Raw genomic sequence first — 15,544 nt, 5'->3', positions numbered from 1 at the left:
TTCCACAGTAGATCACGAAGGACATTGTCAGATTCGGACACCAGTTAGGCAACCCAGTTGTCCCGCTGTTCAACTGGGCCGCGCCCCCGCCGGCCTCGCCGAGCTGATCAAGGCCGGGGCGGAGCGGGCCATCGAACGCGCCGGCCTGGACGGACGCACGGTGGACCGGCATGACCTGATGCAGCGGTCCGGTTGTGGTCGCGGGTGAGGACGTGGAGCTGATCATCCGGGCCACGGTGCTGGAGGGCATGCGGCTGTACCCGCCCGGTGCCACCAGGCGCATCAGTTGTGCGCGACGCATGGCTGACCGATGCGTACGACACGGTCAGGTCATGATACGGAGGGATTGGAACTGTCCTCGTCCACCGGCAGCCTGGGAACCATGGATGACGTCGTGATTGGCGAGGGTCATGCGGTCGGCATCGACCTCAGCGCGGTAGGCGGGTCGGCAGGCGGCGAGCGTAGTTATATCGCGTTGCTTCGATCAGGGGCCGATTGTAGAGTCCCGGCTCTGGAAGGGCGACCACCCGTTCCTGCGCAGGTGTATCCGTGAGCTCGCCGAGTTTGTCTCAGCACGCCACGAAGAATCGATGAAGGGCTGATCTTTCCTGATGGAATCTCGTCATGTGACCGTTCCTGGTGGTTCGCTCTTCACCAGCAGCGGCGGCGACCCGACTCGGCCCGCCGCCCTCCTAGTGCACTCCGGTATCGCGCACTCGCAGATGTGGTTTCCCCTGATGCGGGCGATCGGAGACGAGTTCTTCACCGTCTCCTACGACTGTCGTTGTTTCGGTCGATCCACCACGTCGCTGGACGGCACCTACTCGGACATGGCCGACCTAGCCGCCGTTCTCGACGCGTACGGCCTGAACAGCGCCGTCCTGGTGGGAGAGTCGCGTGGGGCCAGGCTGGCCGTCGACTTCGCGCTCACCCAGCCACAGCGGGTGCGCGGCCTCTTCCTCCTGGCACCGGACATTGGCGGGTACGACGCGCCGGTGGCCGACGACGAGCGGGAACTGGTCGAGGCGATCGGCGCGGCCGAGGACGCGTGGGAGGTCGAGGACATCATCGCCAACGAGGTCCGGCTACTGGTCGACGGCCCGACCCGTGACCAGGCCGAGGGGCGCCAGGCGGTCCGTACAAGCGTGATCGAGATGTCCCGGGTGAACTACGAGCAGCAGAAGGACACCCCGGGCTTCACCTCCGTCGAGCCGGCGGCGGCCACCCGGCTGTCCGACGTCACCTGCCCGGTACGGGTGCTCGTGGGTGAGGCCGACACCGCCGGGACGAAGGCGATGGCGGCCGCGCTTGAGAACGCCAGCCCGAAGACCAGCCTCCTTCGGGTGCCGGACACCGCGCACGCGCTCACCCTGGAGCGTCCCGAGGTCGTGGAGCGCGAACTCCGCTCCTGGTTGCGCGACCTCCGCTGATGACGGGCGGCGCCAAGCCGCGTGAACCAGCCCCGCACAGCGCGCCGCAGCAGATCACCGAACCTGACCGCCCACCGGCGTTGTCGGGGGTTCGGGGGACAGTTCAAATACGCCAACGGCCCTGACCAGGATTTCCGCTGATCAGGGCCGCTGTTCTGCGTCCCCGAAGGGATTCGAATTTCGTGGCTCCCCTTCGGGCAAGCCCGTCAGCTCGCGGGGGCCTCGAAGATCAGCCGGATCTCGGTGTTGATGTACCCAGCCCGCTCCAAGGCCGCGGCCGTCGGTGTGTTCGTGGTGTCTGTCGTCGCCGTGATCAGCTCCGCTGCGTCAGCGGCGTGTAGCCGGGTGATCTCGCCGAGTATCTCGTCGATGTAGCCGCGTCCGCGCATCGCGGGCACCACGCCGAGGTAGCCGACGTTGCGGTTGTACGGTGTCGCCGACGGGATGGCCAGCCCGGCCAGCTCACCCTCCGACGTGTACGCCAGGCGCCACCACTCCCGTTTACCGGGGCAGCTCAGGTAGAACTCCACGTCCTCGCGGGCCTGCCGTTCCGCGCCGAGCACCGGCAGTTCGCGCAGCGTCGCGATGTCGAGGCTGCCGACGGCGATCTGCTTGAAGGCCTCGACGAAGGTCTCGTCGTCGCTGTCGGGGCGGAATTCGAGCTGGGTGGCGGGTGTGGGGAGACCAGCCTCGGGGGTCCACTCGTACTGCAGCCGCTCGACTTCCTCGATTAGTCCAGCGCGGCGGGCCGCCTCGCTGCGCCAGGCCACTGCCGCCGCCACCTCGGGTCGGTCGCGCCAGCCGTTGTCCAGCGAGATGTTGTATTGGGGCCGTCCCCTGGCGCCGGCCCGCTCGAACGCCGCGTGTCCGGCCGCGAGTAGCTCCGTGGCGAGCCCGCCCCGGTCCTCGACAGAGCCGAGAACGTGCAGGCAGTCCAGGGCGACCGGGTGCTCGGAGTCGGAGCGGCCCCACCACAGGGCGCGCGCGACGATCCGCCCCTCGTTGTCTTCGGCGATCCAGGTCCACTCCGGGCGAAAGCGCCGCTCGGAGTATTCTTTGTCGAACCGTTCCCTCGTAATCCAGCTGACCGACTCGTCCACGATGAAGCTGGCGACCGAGCCGGCCTCAGCCGCTGTAACTGTTCGGATACGCATGCCGCCTCCAGTGTTCATTGGTGGCTGAGGCCACATACAGATCGGACATGGCGACGAGAATGCGCCGGTCGTCACCGTACGGTTCCCGGGCGTGCGTAGCCAGGAAATTTCGACGCCCCTCCCGTCGTCCCGCGGCACGGGGAGCTCATGGCAGCCTTCTCGTACAGTCTGCGGATCAGGGATAGCGCTACCAAGGCCGGTGCCGAAGTCGGCGGCGGTGCCTTACCGGACGTCGTGGCGGTTGCCGCCGGTCAGGGCCGGCTGGACCGGACCGTCGCCATGTCACTTCGGCGGTGTGCCGGCATCGCCGATGTCCACTAGGCCGTCCACCAGGCCGAAGTCCACCACCAGATATGCGACGCCGTTTCGCGCCAGCAGGAATCCGGCGATACCGACCAGTGTCAGCCATGACCCGCGGGAATTCGACAGCTTGTCGAGCCAGCGTTGAAAACGCTCACGTTGCCGTTCGCGGAGGATGATCGCGACGAGGACGATCGCGACTGTGGGCAGGACGGCGACGATGTTGTAGGCGACCAGCAGGGACAGCCACTGCGGCGTCGTGAAGTCACCACCCGCGAGGATGCCGACGGCACCGAAGTAGGGCAGGGCGGTGAGGAATTCGGCCAGGGTCACACTGAGGGCGAGCCCGATGACGGTCGGAATGCGCTGGGAGGTGGGTCGTCGCACCGGCGCCGCCGGCTTCTTGGACCAGCCTCCGGCAATACTGTAGGTGAGCAGTGAAACGCCGACGACGACCTGCAGTATGTGAACGATCGTTCGCCCGACGTCGTTGCTCATGATGTCCGCCAGGGAGCCGAATCCGAGCATCAGGGCGATGCCGAGCCCGAGGTAGACCGTCAGTACCGTCGCCACGTAGATGGCCACCCGGGAGACGTAGCGCTCGGTCTTCAACACGAAGTACAGGCTGACGGCGAGCATTGATGGACTCAGACTGTCGACGAGTGCCAGGCCGAAAATCGTTGCCAGAGTAATAACCATCCATCAACCTCCCGTCGACCTCTCGGGGTTGCTCAACGTATCAGCTCGAGAGTCCGGGTCAGGTCCCCGAAATTTGCCAAAGCGTGACAAGCGCTGCTGGGTCGTCGGCTACCCCGGTTACGTGAAGTCATCGCGGTCCTGGGGCGGTGGGAGTTCACCATGCTGGTGTCGGGCAGGTATCTGTCAAGCGATGCGGAGGTCGTGACGCGAACCGGCGCCGGTTGGAGGGTTCGTGCCCTCGGCCGATTGAGCGTGGTCACGGCACCAAGGTGATGGACGGCATGGCCGATGGCAGAACCGGCCTCCGCCGATCGGGAGCCACGCCCCGGGTGAGAGCCGTTGCCGCCGGCACGCCGGCGACCCACTCGGCGATCGCGGCGTACGAGCGGTAGCCGGAACTTGTTCAATGCCGGCGCCGACGCGTGGCCCCGTCCGCCGGCCTGCAGGATGCGAATGCTTACAGTAGATCGACAGCTCGCAGGGGGGCGGACCGCACTGACGGCGGTCACCCATGGTCCCGTGTAGCGCGTAGTGAGCCGATGGGTGATCGCCAGGGTTCGTCCGTCGCAGTCAGTGTTTCGATGCGGACGCGGGATTGCAGCGACCCATGGGGATGGGTGGTACGGGGTGGTCGTGATGTCCGACGAGAGTGGTCGGCTCGGGGTCTTCCTCGATCGCGTCGGCCGCGTGGCCGGCGCCCCGGCTTCCGTGGTGAGTACCGGCTCCGGCCACGACGCGTGGCGAGGACGGGACGGCCAGGGCGTGTGTGTGGGGGGTGCCCGACGCGGCGGTGGCGCCGGCGGGCACCGGAAGGGCAGGATCATGGGGGACGAGTCGATGGCGGGGCTGTTGGCGGCGTTGCCGGTGGACGATTGGGCCGAGCCTCGGCGCTTGCTCGGCGCGTACCCGGCGGCGGCGCGACGGACAGCTTTCATGCTTGTGCGGCCCGAAGCGGTCCGTCAGGGCCAGGTTCCGGACATCGTCGCGTGGCTGGGCGAGCGGGGCTTCGGCGTGACCGCCCTTAGGGTGGTGCGCCCGCACCACCGCCGGCTTGAGGAGCTATACCGCTATACCCAGGTGAGGCTGATGGACGCCGGCAGCCGCCCGTTGTGGTGGTATATGCCGCGCTACTACCGACTCGGCCCGGCGGTGGCGCTCCTCCTCGACCGTCCCGGCGACGTCCCGGCGGCCGAGCGGCTCTCCGAGCTCAAGGGTCCTTCCAACCCGGGTCTGTCGGAGCCCGGCCTGCTGCGGTACGAATTCGGCTCGCAGAACATGGTGATGTGCGTCGTCCACACGTCCGACCTGCCGGAGACGGCGGTGCGGGAGTCCTGCCTCTTTCTCGGCAGCGACGCGGTGGAGTCCGTCCTGCGCGGCGCCGACGGCGGCACCCGCCGTGACCTGGCGCCGGCCGAGGTGGTCGATCGGCTGGTTGCCGGCGGTGTACCCACCCGGGCCGTACGGCTGCCCAACTTCCACCAGGTCTTGGCTGGCCTGCAGGCCCGGATCGTCCGGCGGAGCGCCGGCCCCACCTCCGATCGGGCGGCGTCCCTGGAGCAGCTCGCTGCCGGGCCGCTCTCGGATCTCGACTATGGCCGTCGTACGGCGGCACTGCATGAGTGGTGGAGCACCGAGGGGCACGACGTGCTGGCGGTCCTCGACCCCGATGACGAGGCCGAGGCCTTCCTCGCCTGGTCGGCGCGGCTGGAGGGCACCTGGGCGGCGCTCACCGACCGGGTCATCGACCGGCTCCGCGAGTTGGGGCACGACATCGACCTGTGGGCCGAGGTGAGCCTGGAGACGGGCCTGGGGTTCCACGACATGGTGATGACCCGGCTCGCGCCCACCACGGACGACGCGGTGATGTCGCTGGCCGATCTGAAGGCGCCGCTTTGATCATCTGTGGGATCAAGGTGACCCGCGACTGTGGCGCTCGTTGAGGACGGCCGGTCTTCAGCGTGGAGATGGAGAAGCGCGGCAACACCGAGCGACCCGCCCCCCTCCGACGTTCTCGTGGTCGGCTGTCCGATGGCGAGCAGCTCACGACCCGCGTGGTCGTCGATGCGACGGCATCGTGGACAGCAAGCGCTGGCAGGTATGGGACGCCAACGAGACCGAGCTCAGTCAGGCAGTTACCGCAGCGGGAAGCAGCCTGACTGAACTACCCGGCGTCGGCGTGATCATGGCGGCGAAGATTCTCGGCCACGTCGGCAACGTCACCCGGTTTCCCAACGCCGACCACTTCGCCAGCTAAACCGGCGCGGCACCCATCGACGCCTCCAGCGGACCCCGCAGGCGCCACCGCCTCAACACCGGCGGCAACCGTCAACTCAACTCCGCCCTGCATATCATCGCCGTCGTCCAAGCCCACCACTCAGACCTCGGACGGGCCTACTACCAGCGCAAACTCGGCGAAGGCAAGACACCAGCCGAAGCCCGACGCGCCCTGAAACGCCGCCTCGCCAACGTCATCTACCGACGAATCCTCAAAGATCAGAAACAAGCACACCCAACGGCCGCTTGACAGACAGAGGCGCTATCAGCGGTCCGTTGAGGCGACCCGGCCCGGCGACAACACCCCCGGATCAGCCGTACGACAGGGGCGGTAAGTCATACCGGGCCGTTCGGGATTCTTTAGGTAACGGGGGAAGGTCTGGACGCCGTGGGTCATGGAGTCGATGATCACTGTTGGCTCCCGATGGTCGAAGTTTCTTCGGCACAGGCGATGGCTTCGATCTCGACGCGCAGGTCAGGCGTGGCCAGACCGGCGACGGTCAGGACAGTCATGCAGGGCCGCAGGTCGTTCAGCCATGCGCTCAGTCGTTGCCTCCGACGGTGCAGGTCAATCTCGCCGACGAGGTAGATCGTCAGCTTGACCAGGTCCTCCGGACGCATGCCGGCAGCCGCCAGGTTGGCCGCTACGTTCTCCAAAGCCAGGCCGAACTGCTCGATCGGATCGTCGGGAAGCTCACCGGCGGGCGTCATCCCGACCTGGCCGGAGAGCACGAGCCATCTGACCGACCCCGTGATCTCCGCCTGATGAGAGTAGGCGGCGAGCGGCGCTGCGATCTGCGAGGGGTTGCGGAAGGCTTTCATGGTGCTCCATCTCAGATAGTCGGGCGCGGAGGCGTTCGGTACGTTTCCTGTGGAAACCTCCGCGTAGGCGGGAAATTCGGTGTACGTGGACAGCGCGGCGTAGCGAAAGCTCACCGGCCGCCGCCGCCGAGGTGGCGCATACGCGATGGGCACCCGTACGCATTACGGACGCGGACACCTCCTCGGTGATCTCCAGCCACGTCTGCGTGCCGATCCGTACTCGGGGAGGTTGGAACTGAAGGATCATCCCGACCAGCGCTTCGGCGTCTTCGCTTTCCGGGCGGCTGTGGGTGAACACGCCGCTCACGACGTCCGAGTCGCCGGTGAGTAGCGCCAGCACGCGCAGGTGGGCCGCCAGTAGTACTTGCTTGAGCGGAAAACCGACGCGGTGCGGCACTTCTCGTAGCTGCGCCACCCGGGCCTCAGGGACGGCCAGGGTCGTCTCCGCCCAGCGTGCGTCGCTACCGTCGGAGCGGGAGCAGGGCAGAGTTGTTCCGGGGTGATCCGCGAGGGGGCCACGCCAGAAGCGTCGAGATTCCGTCGATGCGCGTGCTGCCACCTCCGCCGTGACATAGTCCCGGAACGCGTCGGACAGCCTCTCGACGCCAGCGGCTTCCGCCGGCGCGTCGCCGTTCAACGCCGCCGCGTACGAGAGCAGCAGATCCCGTACGAGCAGCGACAGGCTCCACCCGTCGATGATGGCGTGGTGGAAGCTGAGGGACAGGACGATCCGCTCGGCAGCGGTCCGGTGGGCAGCGGATCTGATAAGCCCCGGCCGGTCCCAGTCGAACCCGGAACCACGCTCGCGCTCGAACCATTCGTTAGCTGTCTCGGCGTTTCCGACCGCGTCCAGGACGGTGAGGGAGGGCTCGACTGAGGCGTGGACTAGTTGCATCGGAACGGGTGACGCCTCCAGGTGGAACGCGGTACGCATCGTTACGCAGGAGTCGATCATACGCCGCAGTTGGGCACGAAGCACCGGCTCGTCGAGCGGCAGTGACACGGAGTACGCGAAGACGTCGTGATAGGCGGACTGGGCCGAGTCCCCGCGGGTCGCCTGAAACGCGGTACGGGTCGAGAGCCGTATCGAGGTCCGCGGCGTGAACGATCCCTATCCACGGCGGTCGTCGGAACACCTGAGCTCCGACACAGTGGCTCCGGGCTCGACCGTCGGGTGTGTGATTCGACGATGCGTGGCCCGTCGGCCGTGAGGATCAGCTCGGCGTGCGTGGCCCGTCGGTCAGCCCGACCGCATCGAGGGGCGCACGGTCAGATCGTGAATCTGCCCGAGTTCCGTGTCCGCGATCGACGCTGGAATGGCGTGCCCGATCTCGACGCGGCCGCCGTCGGTCTCCTTGGCGGTCTGGGGCTGGACTGGGACACGTGTCGTCGGGACCGTCAGGCGTCGACCGGACGATCGCCGCGCTCGCGGACGGGTAGCCCACGCCGCGGGGTGATCGATGCGATCGCCGCCGCGCCGAGGACGAGCGCCGGGACCACGACGTAGACCCCGTCGCCGAGACCCAGGAGCAGGCCCCAGGCCAGCATCACCAGCGCGCACAGCGCCGTCGTGGCGCCGACGGCGCGGCCGGTCAGGTCGGCGGCGAGGGGCAGCAGGGCCGCGACCACCGGTACGCCCAGCAGGTAGCCGGTGGCGGCGCCGTTGTCGGACACGGTGTCGGGCAGCAGGGCGACGACGATTCCCAGGGTCAACCCCAGGGCGACCAGCCGCAGTGGCCGGCCGAGGGCCGGCGGGGCGCCCCGCCGTCGGCTCAGGTAGAGCAGTGCCGCCACGATGACGAACAGCGCGAGCACTCCGCCGACAATGGCAGCGACATTGATGACGACTCCTCGGCCTTGATGATGCCGGCGACCCGGGCCTCGTTCACCTCGACCGGCCACCGCTTCCGCAACGAATCGGTGAGCTGACGCAGTCGTTCCTCCTGCCGTTGGCGGCCACCGCCGACTTTACCCGGTAGGTGACGTCTGGGGGAGTCCCTGAGATCGACTTCTCTGAATAGTTTCTTGCCTTCAATGGAAGGTGGCTTACGTTTGCTGTTGCGCCAGCGGAAGTTGAGGTTTGAGGTTGAGATCAGGGTTTCATCCGAGGGCCCGCCTCCTGGCGAGTCGGTGGTCTTCGCAGGAGTACTAGCGGTTCCTGACGGTGTGCCCGAGATCGGCGATCTAGTCGGTGATGACTTTGTGCACCGACTCCGAGTTCCTGCGGGCGTGACGGAGATAGTCGTCTCGGCCGACGTGCCGGAGGAGGCTGTAAGGGTCGGGATAACTGTGCCGACAATTTTTAGGTGATCAACCCTGAAGCGAGGCGAACCGCTCGCCCGCGGCGGCGAGGTAGTGGCTTAGGTACCAGTGGCTCACCGTGACGCCCGGCGTCGGGGTCGCGCGTCGGCCCGGAAATCAGCGGATGTCGCGGCCGCTCGGGGCCGGGGTCCTCGCCGGCGAGGTCTTCGCCTCATCGTCGGCCGAGGTGCGCATGCGCCAGATGTCAGGTACGGCGAGCACGGCCGCGGTGCCGGCCAGCAGGACCGTGGCGGAAACGACCAGGGCCGCCGGAGCGCCGAACAGGACGGCGAGCCACCCGGCGACCAGGTATCCGACGGGACCCATGGCGTAGGTGGCGAGCCAGTCGTAGGACGACATCCGGGAGAGCGCCGAGGACGGCACGTTCTCCTGCACCGCGGTCTGCCAGAAGGTCCAGTACACAGACTGCTCCAAGCCGACGAGGAAGCCGGTGCCGATCAGTACGATCAACGGGGCCCGGCCGGCGAGGGCGAGCAGTAGTGGCACGAACAACGCCGCCCCGGCGACGACCAGGACCAGCGGCCGCGACGGGTGTAACAACGAGACGGCCAGCCCGCCGATGAGGGCGCCTACACCCACGGCCCCCATCGTGATGGCCCAGTTCTACGGCCCGTCGAGGAATTTCTCGGCGATGACCGGGCCGAGAACCGCTATCGGGGCGATGGCGAAGGCCCGGACCACGGCGCTCTGCGCGGTCACCGTCCAGAGCCACCGCCGGGAGGAGAAGTGGGTCCAGCCCTCCCGCAGGTCGCGCTGGACGCCCCGGCGCCCGACGGCCGGCTTCCAGCCGGTACGCATCCGCCACACCAGCAGGGCGCTGGCGGCGAAGGTGAAGGCGTCCAGGCCCAGCACGTACGCCGGGTCTATCAGGGTGGCCAAGGTCCCGCCGAGTGCCGGTCCCAGCACGCCGGTCACGGCGATGACCATGCCGCGCATGGCGTTGGCGTCACGCAGCCGCTCGCCCGGCACCGTCTCGGCCTGGATACCGGTCACGGCGGGGATGTAGCACGCCGAGGCCGCGCCCGAGACGATCTGGAGGATGACGAGATGCCACACCTGAGCCACCCCGGAGATCAGCAGCACCGCCATGCTGCCCTGCGAAACCAAACGGACCAGGTCAGCGGAGATCATCAGTCGCCGGGGGAGAACCGGTCACCCAGCATGCCACCGAGCAGCAGGAAGCCGCCGATCGCGAACCCTTCCACGGCCAGGACGAGGCCGACGTCACCGGCACGCCCGGTGAGTGCGAGCACCGCGAAACCCAGCGCCACGGTGGTCGCCTGGTTGCCCAGCTGGGAGGCGAACCGGGCCGAGATCAGGAGGCGGAACTCCCGATGGTGCAGCACGGTCAGCATGGGGAACCTCATGCGGGCTCGCCGGTGCCACCCGGGTGCCGGCGCAGCCCGGGGTAGCGGTGGTCGCCGGCCGGCAGCACTCGCTGACCCTGGTCACTGACGAGGGTGCGCAGCACCGCGTGCCGCTCGACGACTGCGGTGATCGCCCCGGCCCAGGCGGACTCGTCCAGCCGGCCCCGGAGCCGGACGGCGATCGGAACGTGGAACGCGATGTCGGCCAGGTCTGCGCGGTGCAGGAACCAGAGGCGGCGCCGGGCGGCGGAGTGCGGGTCAGCCGAGACCGATTGCATCCATGTATTTCTCGGCTTCGCCGGTCGCCGGGAGAACGTCCGGCGTACGGGCATAGACACCCTGGACGCGGAACATGAGCTGATGGTCGATCAGGTAGCGCCGGATCGCAACGTGGTCGACGCCGCTGCCCTCGCACCAACGCTCGAGAACGGCGTTCACTGCCTTCTCGTCGAACGTGTTCTCCTCGTCGAACGACTGCTCCACGATGTGGGCGAGCACGGTGTGCCGCCGGGTGCGTTTCGACGGCAGGCTGGTCAGGCGACCGTCCTGCACGAACCGGCTGACGTCGTCCCGGGGGCCGGGTGCGGCCTCGGTCTGCAGGAGACCCCGCAGTCTCTCGTGGTTGACGCGAAGGGTGCCGTCGTCGTTGCCGAGGAGCCCGATGGACTCCAGCCGTCCGATCGCGGCTTGCACGCCGCGGGCGTCCACGCTCGCCCGGGACCTGATCTCGTCCCGGCTGGAGGCTCCGAGCGCCACTGCCGCGAGCACCCGGAATCGCTGCGGATCGGCCAGAGCCTTGATCACATCGGTCGCTTCCATCCGGCGATCATAGGCAGATCGGACATCGGCATCGCCCACCAGCCGGCCGGGGTTCGGGCGCGGCGTGGTCTCCGACCTGACCAGACGATCGCCATGCACGAAGGTCTGTCCATACAAGGGACTGCCACGATCACTGAGATCCGAACGCGTGGCATCGTTGAGGGGCAGGGCGGTAGGTTTGCGCGCATGTCGATGATTTCGTCGCCGTTGCTGCCTGAGACCCGACGTGCGCTGGTCCACCGGTTGGCCACGGGTCAGGTGGCGGGCCGGGCACCGTCGGTCGTCGCTGCCGTGGTGCGTGACGGCCGTCCTGTGTGGGAGGACGGGTGGGGCACGGTGGACGGTAGGGCGCCGGACGGCGATATTCAGTACCGGATCGGCTCGATCACGAAGACGTTCCTGGCGGTGCTGGTGCTACGCCTGCGCGACGAGGGGCGGCTCGCGCTTACCGACCCGCTGGCCGAGCACCTGCCCGGCACGGTGGCGGGTGAGGCCACGATCGGTGCCCTGCTGGCGCACACCGCCGGGCTGATCGCTGAGACGCCCGGCCCGTGGTGGGAACGAACCCCGGGTGCACTGCGACCCGACCTGGCCGACGTGCTGGGTAGCGATCCGCAGGTGCATCCGGCCGGACAGCGCCACCACTACTCCAACCCCGGCTATGCGCTGCTCGGCGCGCTCGTGCAGCGGGTTCGCGGCCAGGCGTGGGGCGAGGTGCTGCGGCGCGAGGTGCTGGAGCCGCTCGCGATGACCCGTACCACCCTGCTGCCGGTCGCGCCGCACGCCACTGGTTGGGCGGTGCATCCCTGGGCCGATGTGCTGCTGGCGGAGCCCGCCGTGGACACCGGCCTGATGGCGCCTGCCGGGCAGCTGTGGTCGACCGCCACGGACCTGGCCAGGTTCGCCGCGTTCCTCATTGACGGCGACGACAGGGTGCTGCAACCGGACACCGTTGCGCAGATGCGCAACCCGGCGAGCCCGCCGGAGGCGACGGACTGGAGCATCGGCTATGGGCTCGGCATGCAGCTGCTGCGCCGCGACGGGCGGCTGTTGGCCGGGCACACCGGCTCGATGCCGGGCTTTGTCGCGACCGTGTGGGTCAGCCCCGACGATGCTCTGGGCGCGGTCGTGCTGGCTAACGTGACCACCGGCCTGTCCGTCGGTGCTCTCGCCGCGGACCTGCTGCAGACGGTCGCCGAGCGGGAGCCGCGGATCCCGCCGCCGTGGCGCCCGCTGCCCTCGCTCGACCCGCAGCTACTGGATCTCGCCGGCCACTGGTACTGGGGAGCAGCCCCGTACGTGCTCCGTCCACAGGCAGATGGCTGCCTGGAACTGACCCCAGTTCCCGGCGGACACGGCACCCGGCTACGCCCCACCGACGACGGCGACTGGGAAGGGACCAACGGCTACTTCGCCGGCGAACGGCTGCGGGTGCAACGCGACCCGACAGGTGCCGTCAGCCACCTCGACCTCGGCACCTTCATCTTTACCCGACAGCCCTACGACCCCGCGGCGCCAGTCCCCGGCGGCGTCGACCCGGCCGGCTGGCAGGCCGGCTGACCCAACGAACGCACCGACCTCGGCACGGCCGGAAGGCCGACGCACCGGCGTAGGTAACCCTGGGTGACGAGCAACTCGCGACATGTGAGTGCACTGGCGGTGGGTCCCGGCCGACGCTGAACGAGATGATCAATCTGGACTTCGAGCAAGCGGTCGCCTGATCGGTCTTGAGGTGTTGGACGCGCGAGCGGCCACGGACCTGCCCCACCTACACACGTTCACCCGCGGCCTCGGCCTCAACCGCAACGCGGTCAACGCCGCCCTGACCTACCCGTTCCACAACGGCGGCACCCAAGGCGTCAACACCAAACCAAACTGATCAAGCGACAGCTGTACGGACGCGCGGCTTCACCCTCCTACGACACCGCATCCTTCTCGGCCAACCAGCACCCTCCGTCACCACCGAATGTGAGACCAAGCCACTAGCGAGACAGCCCCCGGAGGGCGTGTCTGCGGATGAATGTCTCGGTTAGGCATGTTTTTCGGGTTCATGTCTTGATGGGGTTGGTGTCGGTTTAGCTCGGAGTGGTTGCTGCCGCCTGCTGGTAGCCGAGGAACACCACTCCGGTCCTGCCCTCCGGGGTTGGTGGTTCCTCGTCCGTGACGGGGAAGGACACCAACACCGCGATGAACTATCAGCGCCACGAACACAAACCGGACCGACCAGGTGTACGCCGGGCGAGGTCACGATGGTGGGCCGTCGGACTGGCCGGTATGACCGGCCTGGCCCTGGCCACCGTCGGCGGCGTCACCGCCACCCCTGCCGCCGACGCCTCCGAACACCCCACCAATGCCACGGACGACCGGGCGTCCGCCGACGACCACCGCGACGGCGGCGAGCACGACAACCGGGGCAGGGGCAAGGACGACATAAGGGGAAAGAAGGGGGTGAGGCCGAAGGGCATCCCGGTCCCCTGCGACGCGGACAAGCTCATCGCCGCGATCACCCTGGCCAACGCCCGCGGCGGTGCCGTGCTCGACCTCGCAAAGAAGTGCACCTACCTGCTCACCGCCGCCATCGACGATGCCGGCCTGCCCGCCATCACCGCCCCCATCACCCTCAACGGCGGCACGAACACCACTATCGGACGCGCCGCCGCCGCACCCCTGTTCAGGATCCTCACCGTCGAGGCCGGTGGCGACCTCACCCTTCACCATCTGAAGATCACCGGCGGCCAAACCGACGACAGCGGCGGGGGCATTCTCGTCAACGCCGGCGGAGCACTCACCGCCAACCACAGCACCATCTCCCGCAACATCGCCAACGTCGCGGGAGGCGGCATCGATGCCAACGGCACCGTCCGCCTGCGGCACTCCACCGTCAGCTACAACACCGCCAACAGCGGCGGCGGTGGGATCAACGTCAGCAGCGGCCTGCTCACAGTCAGCAAGTCCCGTGTCGACGCCAACACCGCCCTGCTGTTCGGCGGTGGCATCGCCAGCGCGGGCACCACCCGGGTCGACTACAGCACGATTACCGGCAATCATGCTCCGTCCGGCGGCGGGCTCGTCATAGGCACGGGTACGGGCACCGTCACCAACACTCACATCATGAGCAACACTGCTACCGCCGGCGGCGGTGTCACCGCGGTCGGAGGAGGGGCGTACACGTTTCGGTCCGTCGTCATCGCCGACAACACCGCGACAACCGGCGTCTCCGGCGGGCTGTTCCTGGATATCGGTATGACCATGGTCATCGAAGACGGCGTGATCGAAAACAACGCCGCTGCGACTGACGGTGGTGGGATCGCCAACAATGGCGACTTGGTGCTGCGAGACACGAAGGTCGCCGGCAACACGGCCAACCTCCAGGGCGGCGGCATCTACAACACCAGCATCGTCACCGTCTTCGACGGGACAGTGATCAAGAACACCGCAGCCGTTGATGGTGGGGGCATCTTCAACAACGGCGGCGCAGTCGAGCTGAACGCCGCCACCGGCACCGTCGTGGCAAAGAACCGGCCGAACAACTGCGTCGATGTCACCGGCTGCCCGGACTGACCCCGCCGTCCAGGTACCACGAGGGGCCCCACCCCTACCGCCTACGGGCCGGCAGGGGGCGGGGCCCTCCCTGGTTAGGGTCGGGGGCTGCGGTCGTGGAGCTGCTCCAGGCGGCTGGCGCCGACATAACTGGCGCCGGGTCTGCGCCAGCGTCGAGGGCGGCCGGACGTGCCCACCAATGCCGGTGTGACTCGATCGGCTCTACGGCTTCGTCCCCGAATGCGATCTCATCGGACCTGAAGCAGCCCGCGTTCGGCCAGGTAGGCGCGGAGCGTCTCGGCGTCCTCGGCAGACAGCAACCGACGGGGGATTACGGTCGCCGGCATCTGACCGACGTACAGGACCCAGAACTCGGGGGTGGCCTTAACCTGATCGACCCCGTCCCAGGCGATGCCGCTGGACTGCGAGCCGCTGCGCATCAGAATGTTGTCGTCAGTAATCTCATAGGCACCCTCGACAGCGTAGTCACTGGACCGACGCCGGGCGCGCAGCCGGACCCATGGCCAGTACAGCATCGCCAGCAGGCCACCCATGAGCATCGTCAGCCACAGCGGCTGGATCTGGTCGCCCCACCCGAGGCCGCGCGATACGGCGAGGCCGGCCGCCCCCGCCGCTGCCAGCGCCGCGCCGACGTACAAGTACTTGCGTAGCTGATCAATGGTGAGCGCAGCGGCCACGCGGCTCGGGTAGGCGGGATCGGCCGGGACGTCAAAACGGATGTGCACGCCAGAACGATAGTGCCCCCAAGGCCCGACGGGCAGCACTGACCAGCTGTGGCGCCAGCTCCGCCCAGTCG

General features: G+C 68.2%; 16 protein-coding genes and 2 pseudogenes. 7 read left to right on the top strand and 11 right to left on the bottom strand.

All coding sequences use genetic code 11. From position 1 onward, the window contains the following. The first annotated feature begins 626 nt into the window (after window positions 1-626). Window positions 627-1,430 (top strand): alpha/beta fold hydrolase, encoded by an 804-nt coding sequence (locus SALPAC4_RS0124535; RefSeq protein ID WP_019872648.1) that lies wholly within the window; start codon window positions 627-629, stop codon window positions 1,428-1,430. Between the two features lie 206 nt (window positions 1,431-1,636). Here SALPAC4_RS0124535 and SALPAC4_RS0124530 read toward each other — a convergent pair whose 3' ends face one another. Both SALPAC4_RS0124530 and SALPAC4_RS0124525 read right to left on the bottom strand, forming a co-directional pair. Beyond that, a complete protein-coding gene (locus tag SALPAC4_RS0124530; protein ID WP_019872647.1) occupies window positions 1,637-2,584 on the bottom strand; it encodes a hypothetical protein in 948 nt (315 codons plus the stop codon). A gap of 282 nt (window positions 2,585-2,866) precedes the next feature. Next, window positions 2,867-3,583, bottom strand: a complete 717-nt coding sequence (locus SALPAC4_RS0124525) for a GAP family protein (protein ID WP_080640956.1) — start codon at window positions 3,581-3,583, stop codon at window positions 2,867-2,869. 636 nt (window positions 3,584-4,219) lie between these two features. Between SALPAC4_RS0124525 and SALPAC4_RS0124520 the strand changes: the two genes are divergently transcribed. Both SALPAC4_RS0124520 and SALPAC4_RS27070 read left to right on the top strand, forming a co-directional pair. Further along, entirely contained in the window at window positions 4,220-5,479 is a 1,260-nt protein-coding gene (locus tag SALPAC4_RS0124520; protein ID WP_223874841.1) for a nucleoside-diphosphate kinase, read from the top strand. Between the two features lie 178 nt (window positions 5,480-5,657). After that, window positions 5,658-6,107, top strand: a pseudogene (locus tag SALPAC4_RS27070) (transposase). 158 nt (window positions 6,108-6,265) lie between these two features. Here the strand turns inward: SALPAC4_RS27070 and SALPAC4_RS0124505 are convergent. The 3 genes from SALPAC4_RS0124505 to SALPAC4_RS0124495 form a co-directional block, all read right to left on the bottom strand. Further along, the gene (locus tag SALPAC4_RS0124505) at window positions 6,266-6,652 is read right to left on the bottom strand and encodes a RidA family protein (RefSeq protein WP_223874877.1); all 387 of its coding nucleotides are present in this window, start codon (window positions 6,650-6,652) and stop codon (window positions 6,266-6,268) included. Next, window positions 6,552-7,682 (bottom strand): condensation domain-containing protein, encoded by a 1,131-nt coding sequence (locus SALPAC4_RS28745; RefSeq protein WP_019872641.1) that lies wholly within the window; start codon window positions 7,680-7,682, stop codon window positions 6,552-6,554. The genes SALPAC4_RS0124505 and SALPAC4_RS28745 overlap by 101 nt, the downstream gene beginning before the upstream one ends. A gap of 395 nt (window positions 7,683-8,077) precedes the next feature. Then, window positions 8,078-8,494 carry a hypothetical protein gene (locus SALPAC4_RS0124495; RefSeq protein WP_019872640.1) on the bottom strand — a complete coding sequence of 139 codons (417 nt, stop codon included), beginning with the start codon at window positions 8,492-8,494 and terminating at the stop codon, window positions 8,078-8,080. Between the two features lie 237 nt (window positions 8,495-8,731). Between SALPAC4_RS0124495 and SALPAC4_RS27835 the strand changes: the two genes are divergently transcribed. Next, window positions 8,732-8,989 carry a hypothetical protein gene (locus SALPAC4_RS27835; protein ID WP_162562140.1) on the top strand — a complete coding sequence of 86 codons (258 nt, stop codon included), beginning with the start codon at window positions 8,732-8,734 and terminating at the stop codon, window positions 8,987-8,989. A gap of 108 nt (window positions 8,990-9,097) precedes the next feature. Here the strand turns inward: SALPAC4_RS27835 and SALPAC4_RS0124490 are convergent, their stop codons facing one another. Genes SALPAC4_RS0124490 through SALPAC4_RS0124470 form a run of 5 tightly spaced genes read right to left on the bottom strand, consistent with a single transcriptional unit; the run spans window position 9,098 to window position 11,187 of the window. Next, on the bottom strand, window positions 9,098-9,589 hold the full coding sequence (locus SALPAC4_RS0124490; RefSeq protein WP_223874840.1) for an MFS transporter: 492 nt from the start codon (window positions 9,587-9,589) through the stop codon (window positions 9,098-9,100). 15 nt (window positions 9,590-9,604) lie between these two features. Next, window positions 9,605-10,132 (bottom strand): MFS transporter, encoded by a 528-nt coding sequence (locus SALPAC4_RS0124485; RefSeq protein ID WP_019872638.1) that lies wholly within the window; start codon window positions 10,130-10,132, stop codon window positions 9,605-9,607. Next, window positions 10,132-10,368, bottom strand: a complete 237-nt coding sequence (locus SALPAC4_RS0124480) for a hypothetical protein (protein ID WP_223874839.1) — start codon at window positions 10,366-10,368, stop codon at window positions 10,132-10,134. Before SALPAC4_RS0124480 ends, SALPAC4_RS0124485 begins: the two co-directional genes overlap by 1 nt. Beyond that, window positions 10,365-10,646 carry a hypothetical protein gene (locus tag SALPAC4_RS0124475; protein ID WP_019872636.1) on the bottom strand — a complete coding sequence of 94 codons (282 nt, stop codon included), beginning with the start codon at window positions 10,644-10,646 and terminating at the stop codon, window positions 10,365-10,367. The genes SALPAC4_RS0124480 and SALPAC4_RS0124475 overlap by 4 nt, the downstream gene beginning before the upstream one ends. Further along, the gene (locus tag SALPAC4_RS0124470; RefSeq protein WP_019872635.1) at window positions 10,627-11,187 is read right to left on the bottom strand and encodes a DUF2087 domain-containing protein; all 561 of its coding nucleotides are present in this window, start codon (window positions 11,185-11,187) and stop codon (window positions 10,627-10,629) included. The genes SALPAC4_RS0124475 and SALPAC4_RS0124470 overlap by 20 nt, the downstream gene beginning before the upstream one ends. A gap of 186 nt (window positions 11,188-11,373) precedes the next feature. Between SALPAC4_RS0124470 and SALPAC4_RS0124465 the strand changes: the two genes are divergently transcribed. The 3 genes and pseudogenes from SALPAC4_RS0124465 to SALPAC4_RS0124455 all read left to right on the top strand — a co-directional run bounded on the left by SALPAC4_RS0124465 (window position 11,374) and on the right by SALPAC4_RS0124455 (window position 14,748). After that, window positions 11,374-12,747, top strand: a complete 1,374-nt coding sequence (locus tag SALPAC4_RS0124465; protein ID WP_019872634.1) for a serine hydrolase domain-containing protein — start codon at window positions 11,374-11,376, stop codon at window positions 12,745-12,747. 190 nt (window positions 12,748-12,937) lie between these two features. Beyond that, a pseudogene (locus SALPAC4_RS25635) lies at window positions 12,938-13,127 on the top strand (ISL3 family transposase); the annotation flags it as partial. Window positions 13,128-13,374: 247 nt separating this feature from the next. After that, window positions 13,375-14,748 (top strand): hypothetical protein, encoded by a 1,374-nt coding sequence (locus SALPAC4_RS0124455; protein ID WP_050565044.1) that lies wholly within the window; start codon window positions 13,375-13,377, stop codon window positions 14,746-14,748. A 227-nt stretch (window positions 14,749-14,975) separates the two neighbouring features. Here SALPAC4_RS0124455 and SALPAC4_RS0124450 read toward each other — a convergent pair whose 3' ends face one another. Further along, a complete protein-coding gene (locus SALPAC4_RS0124450; RefSeq protein WP_019872631.1) occupies window positions 14,976-15,473 on the bottom strand; it encodes a YcxB family protein in 498 nt (165 codons plus the stop codon). Window positions 15,474-15,544 lie beyond the last annotated feature (71 nt).

Origin of the sequence: Salinispora oceanensis, assembly GCF_000383575.1 — a bacterium.
Lineage (GTDB): Bacteria > Actinomycetota > Actinomycetes > Mycobacteriales > Micromonosporaceae > Micromonospora > Micromonospora oceanensis.
The sequence above is the reverse complement of the archived record's forward strand: the minus strand, read 5'-3'. Positions and strand labels throughout refer to the sequence as shown.

Bases quoted from the DNA above. Each gene is read 5' to 3' on its own strand.
- SALPAC4_RS0124530 (WP_019872647.1), bottom strand. From the start codon at position 2,584: ATGCGTATCCGAACAGTTACAGCGGCTGAGGCCGGCTCGGTCGCCAGC.
- SALPAC4_RS0124455 (WP_050565044.1), top strand. From the start codon at position 13,375: ATGAACTATCAGCGCCACGAACACAAACCGGACCGACCAGGTGTACGC.
- SALPAC4_RS0124485 (WP_019872638.1), bottom strand. From the start codon at position 10,132: ATGATCTCCGCTGACCTGGTCCGTTTGGTTTCGCAGGGCAGCATGGCG.
- SALPAC4_RS0124465 (WP_019872634.1), top strand. From the start codon at position 11,374: ATGTCGATGATTTCGTCGCCGTTGCTGCCTGAGACCCGACGTGCGCTG.
- SALPAC4_RS0124525 (WP_080640956.1), bottom strand. From the start codon at position 3,583: ATGGTTATTACTCTGGCAACGATTTTCGGCCTGGCACTCGTCGACAGT.
- SALPAC4_RS0124475 (WP_019872636.1), bottom strand. From the start codon at position 10,646: ATGCAATCGGTCTCGGCTGACCCGCACTCCGCCGCCCGGCGCCGCCTC.
- SALPAC4_RS0124520 (WP_223874841.1), top strand. From the start codon at position 4,220: ATGTCCGACGAGAGTGGTCGGCTCGGGGTCTTCCTCGATCGCGTCGGC.
- SALPAC4_RS0124480 (WP_223874839.1), bottom strand. From the start codon at position 10,368: ATGAGGTTCCCCATGCTGACCGTGCTGCACCATCGGGAGTTCCGCCTC.
- SALPAC4_RS0124490 (WP_223874840.1), bottom strand. From the start codon at position 9,589: ATGGGGGCCGTGGGTGTAGGCGCCCTCATCGGCGGGCTGGCCGTCTCG.
- SALPAC4_RS0124470 (WP_019872635.1), bottom strand. From the start codon at position 11,187: ATGGAAGCGACCGATGTGATCAAGGCTCTGGCCGATCCGCAGCGATTC.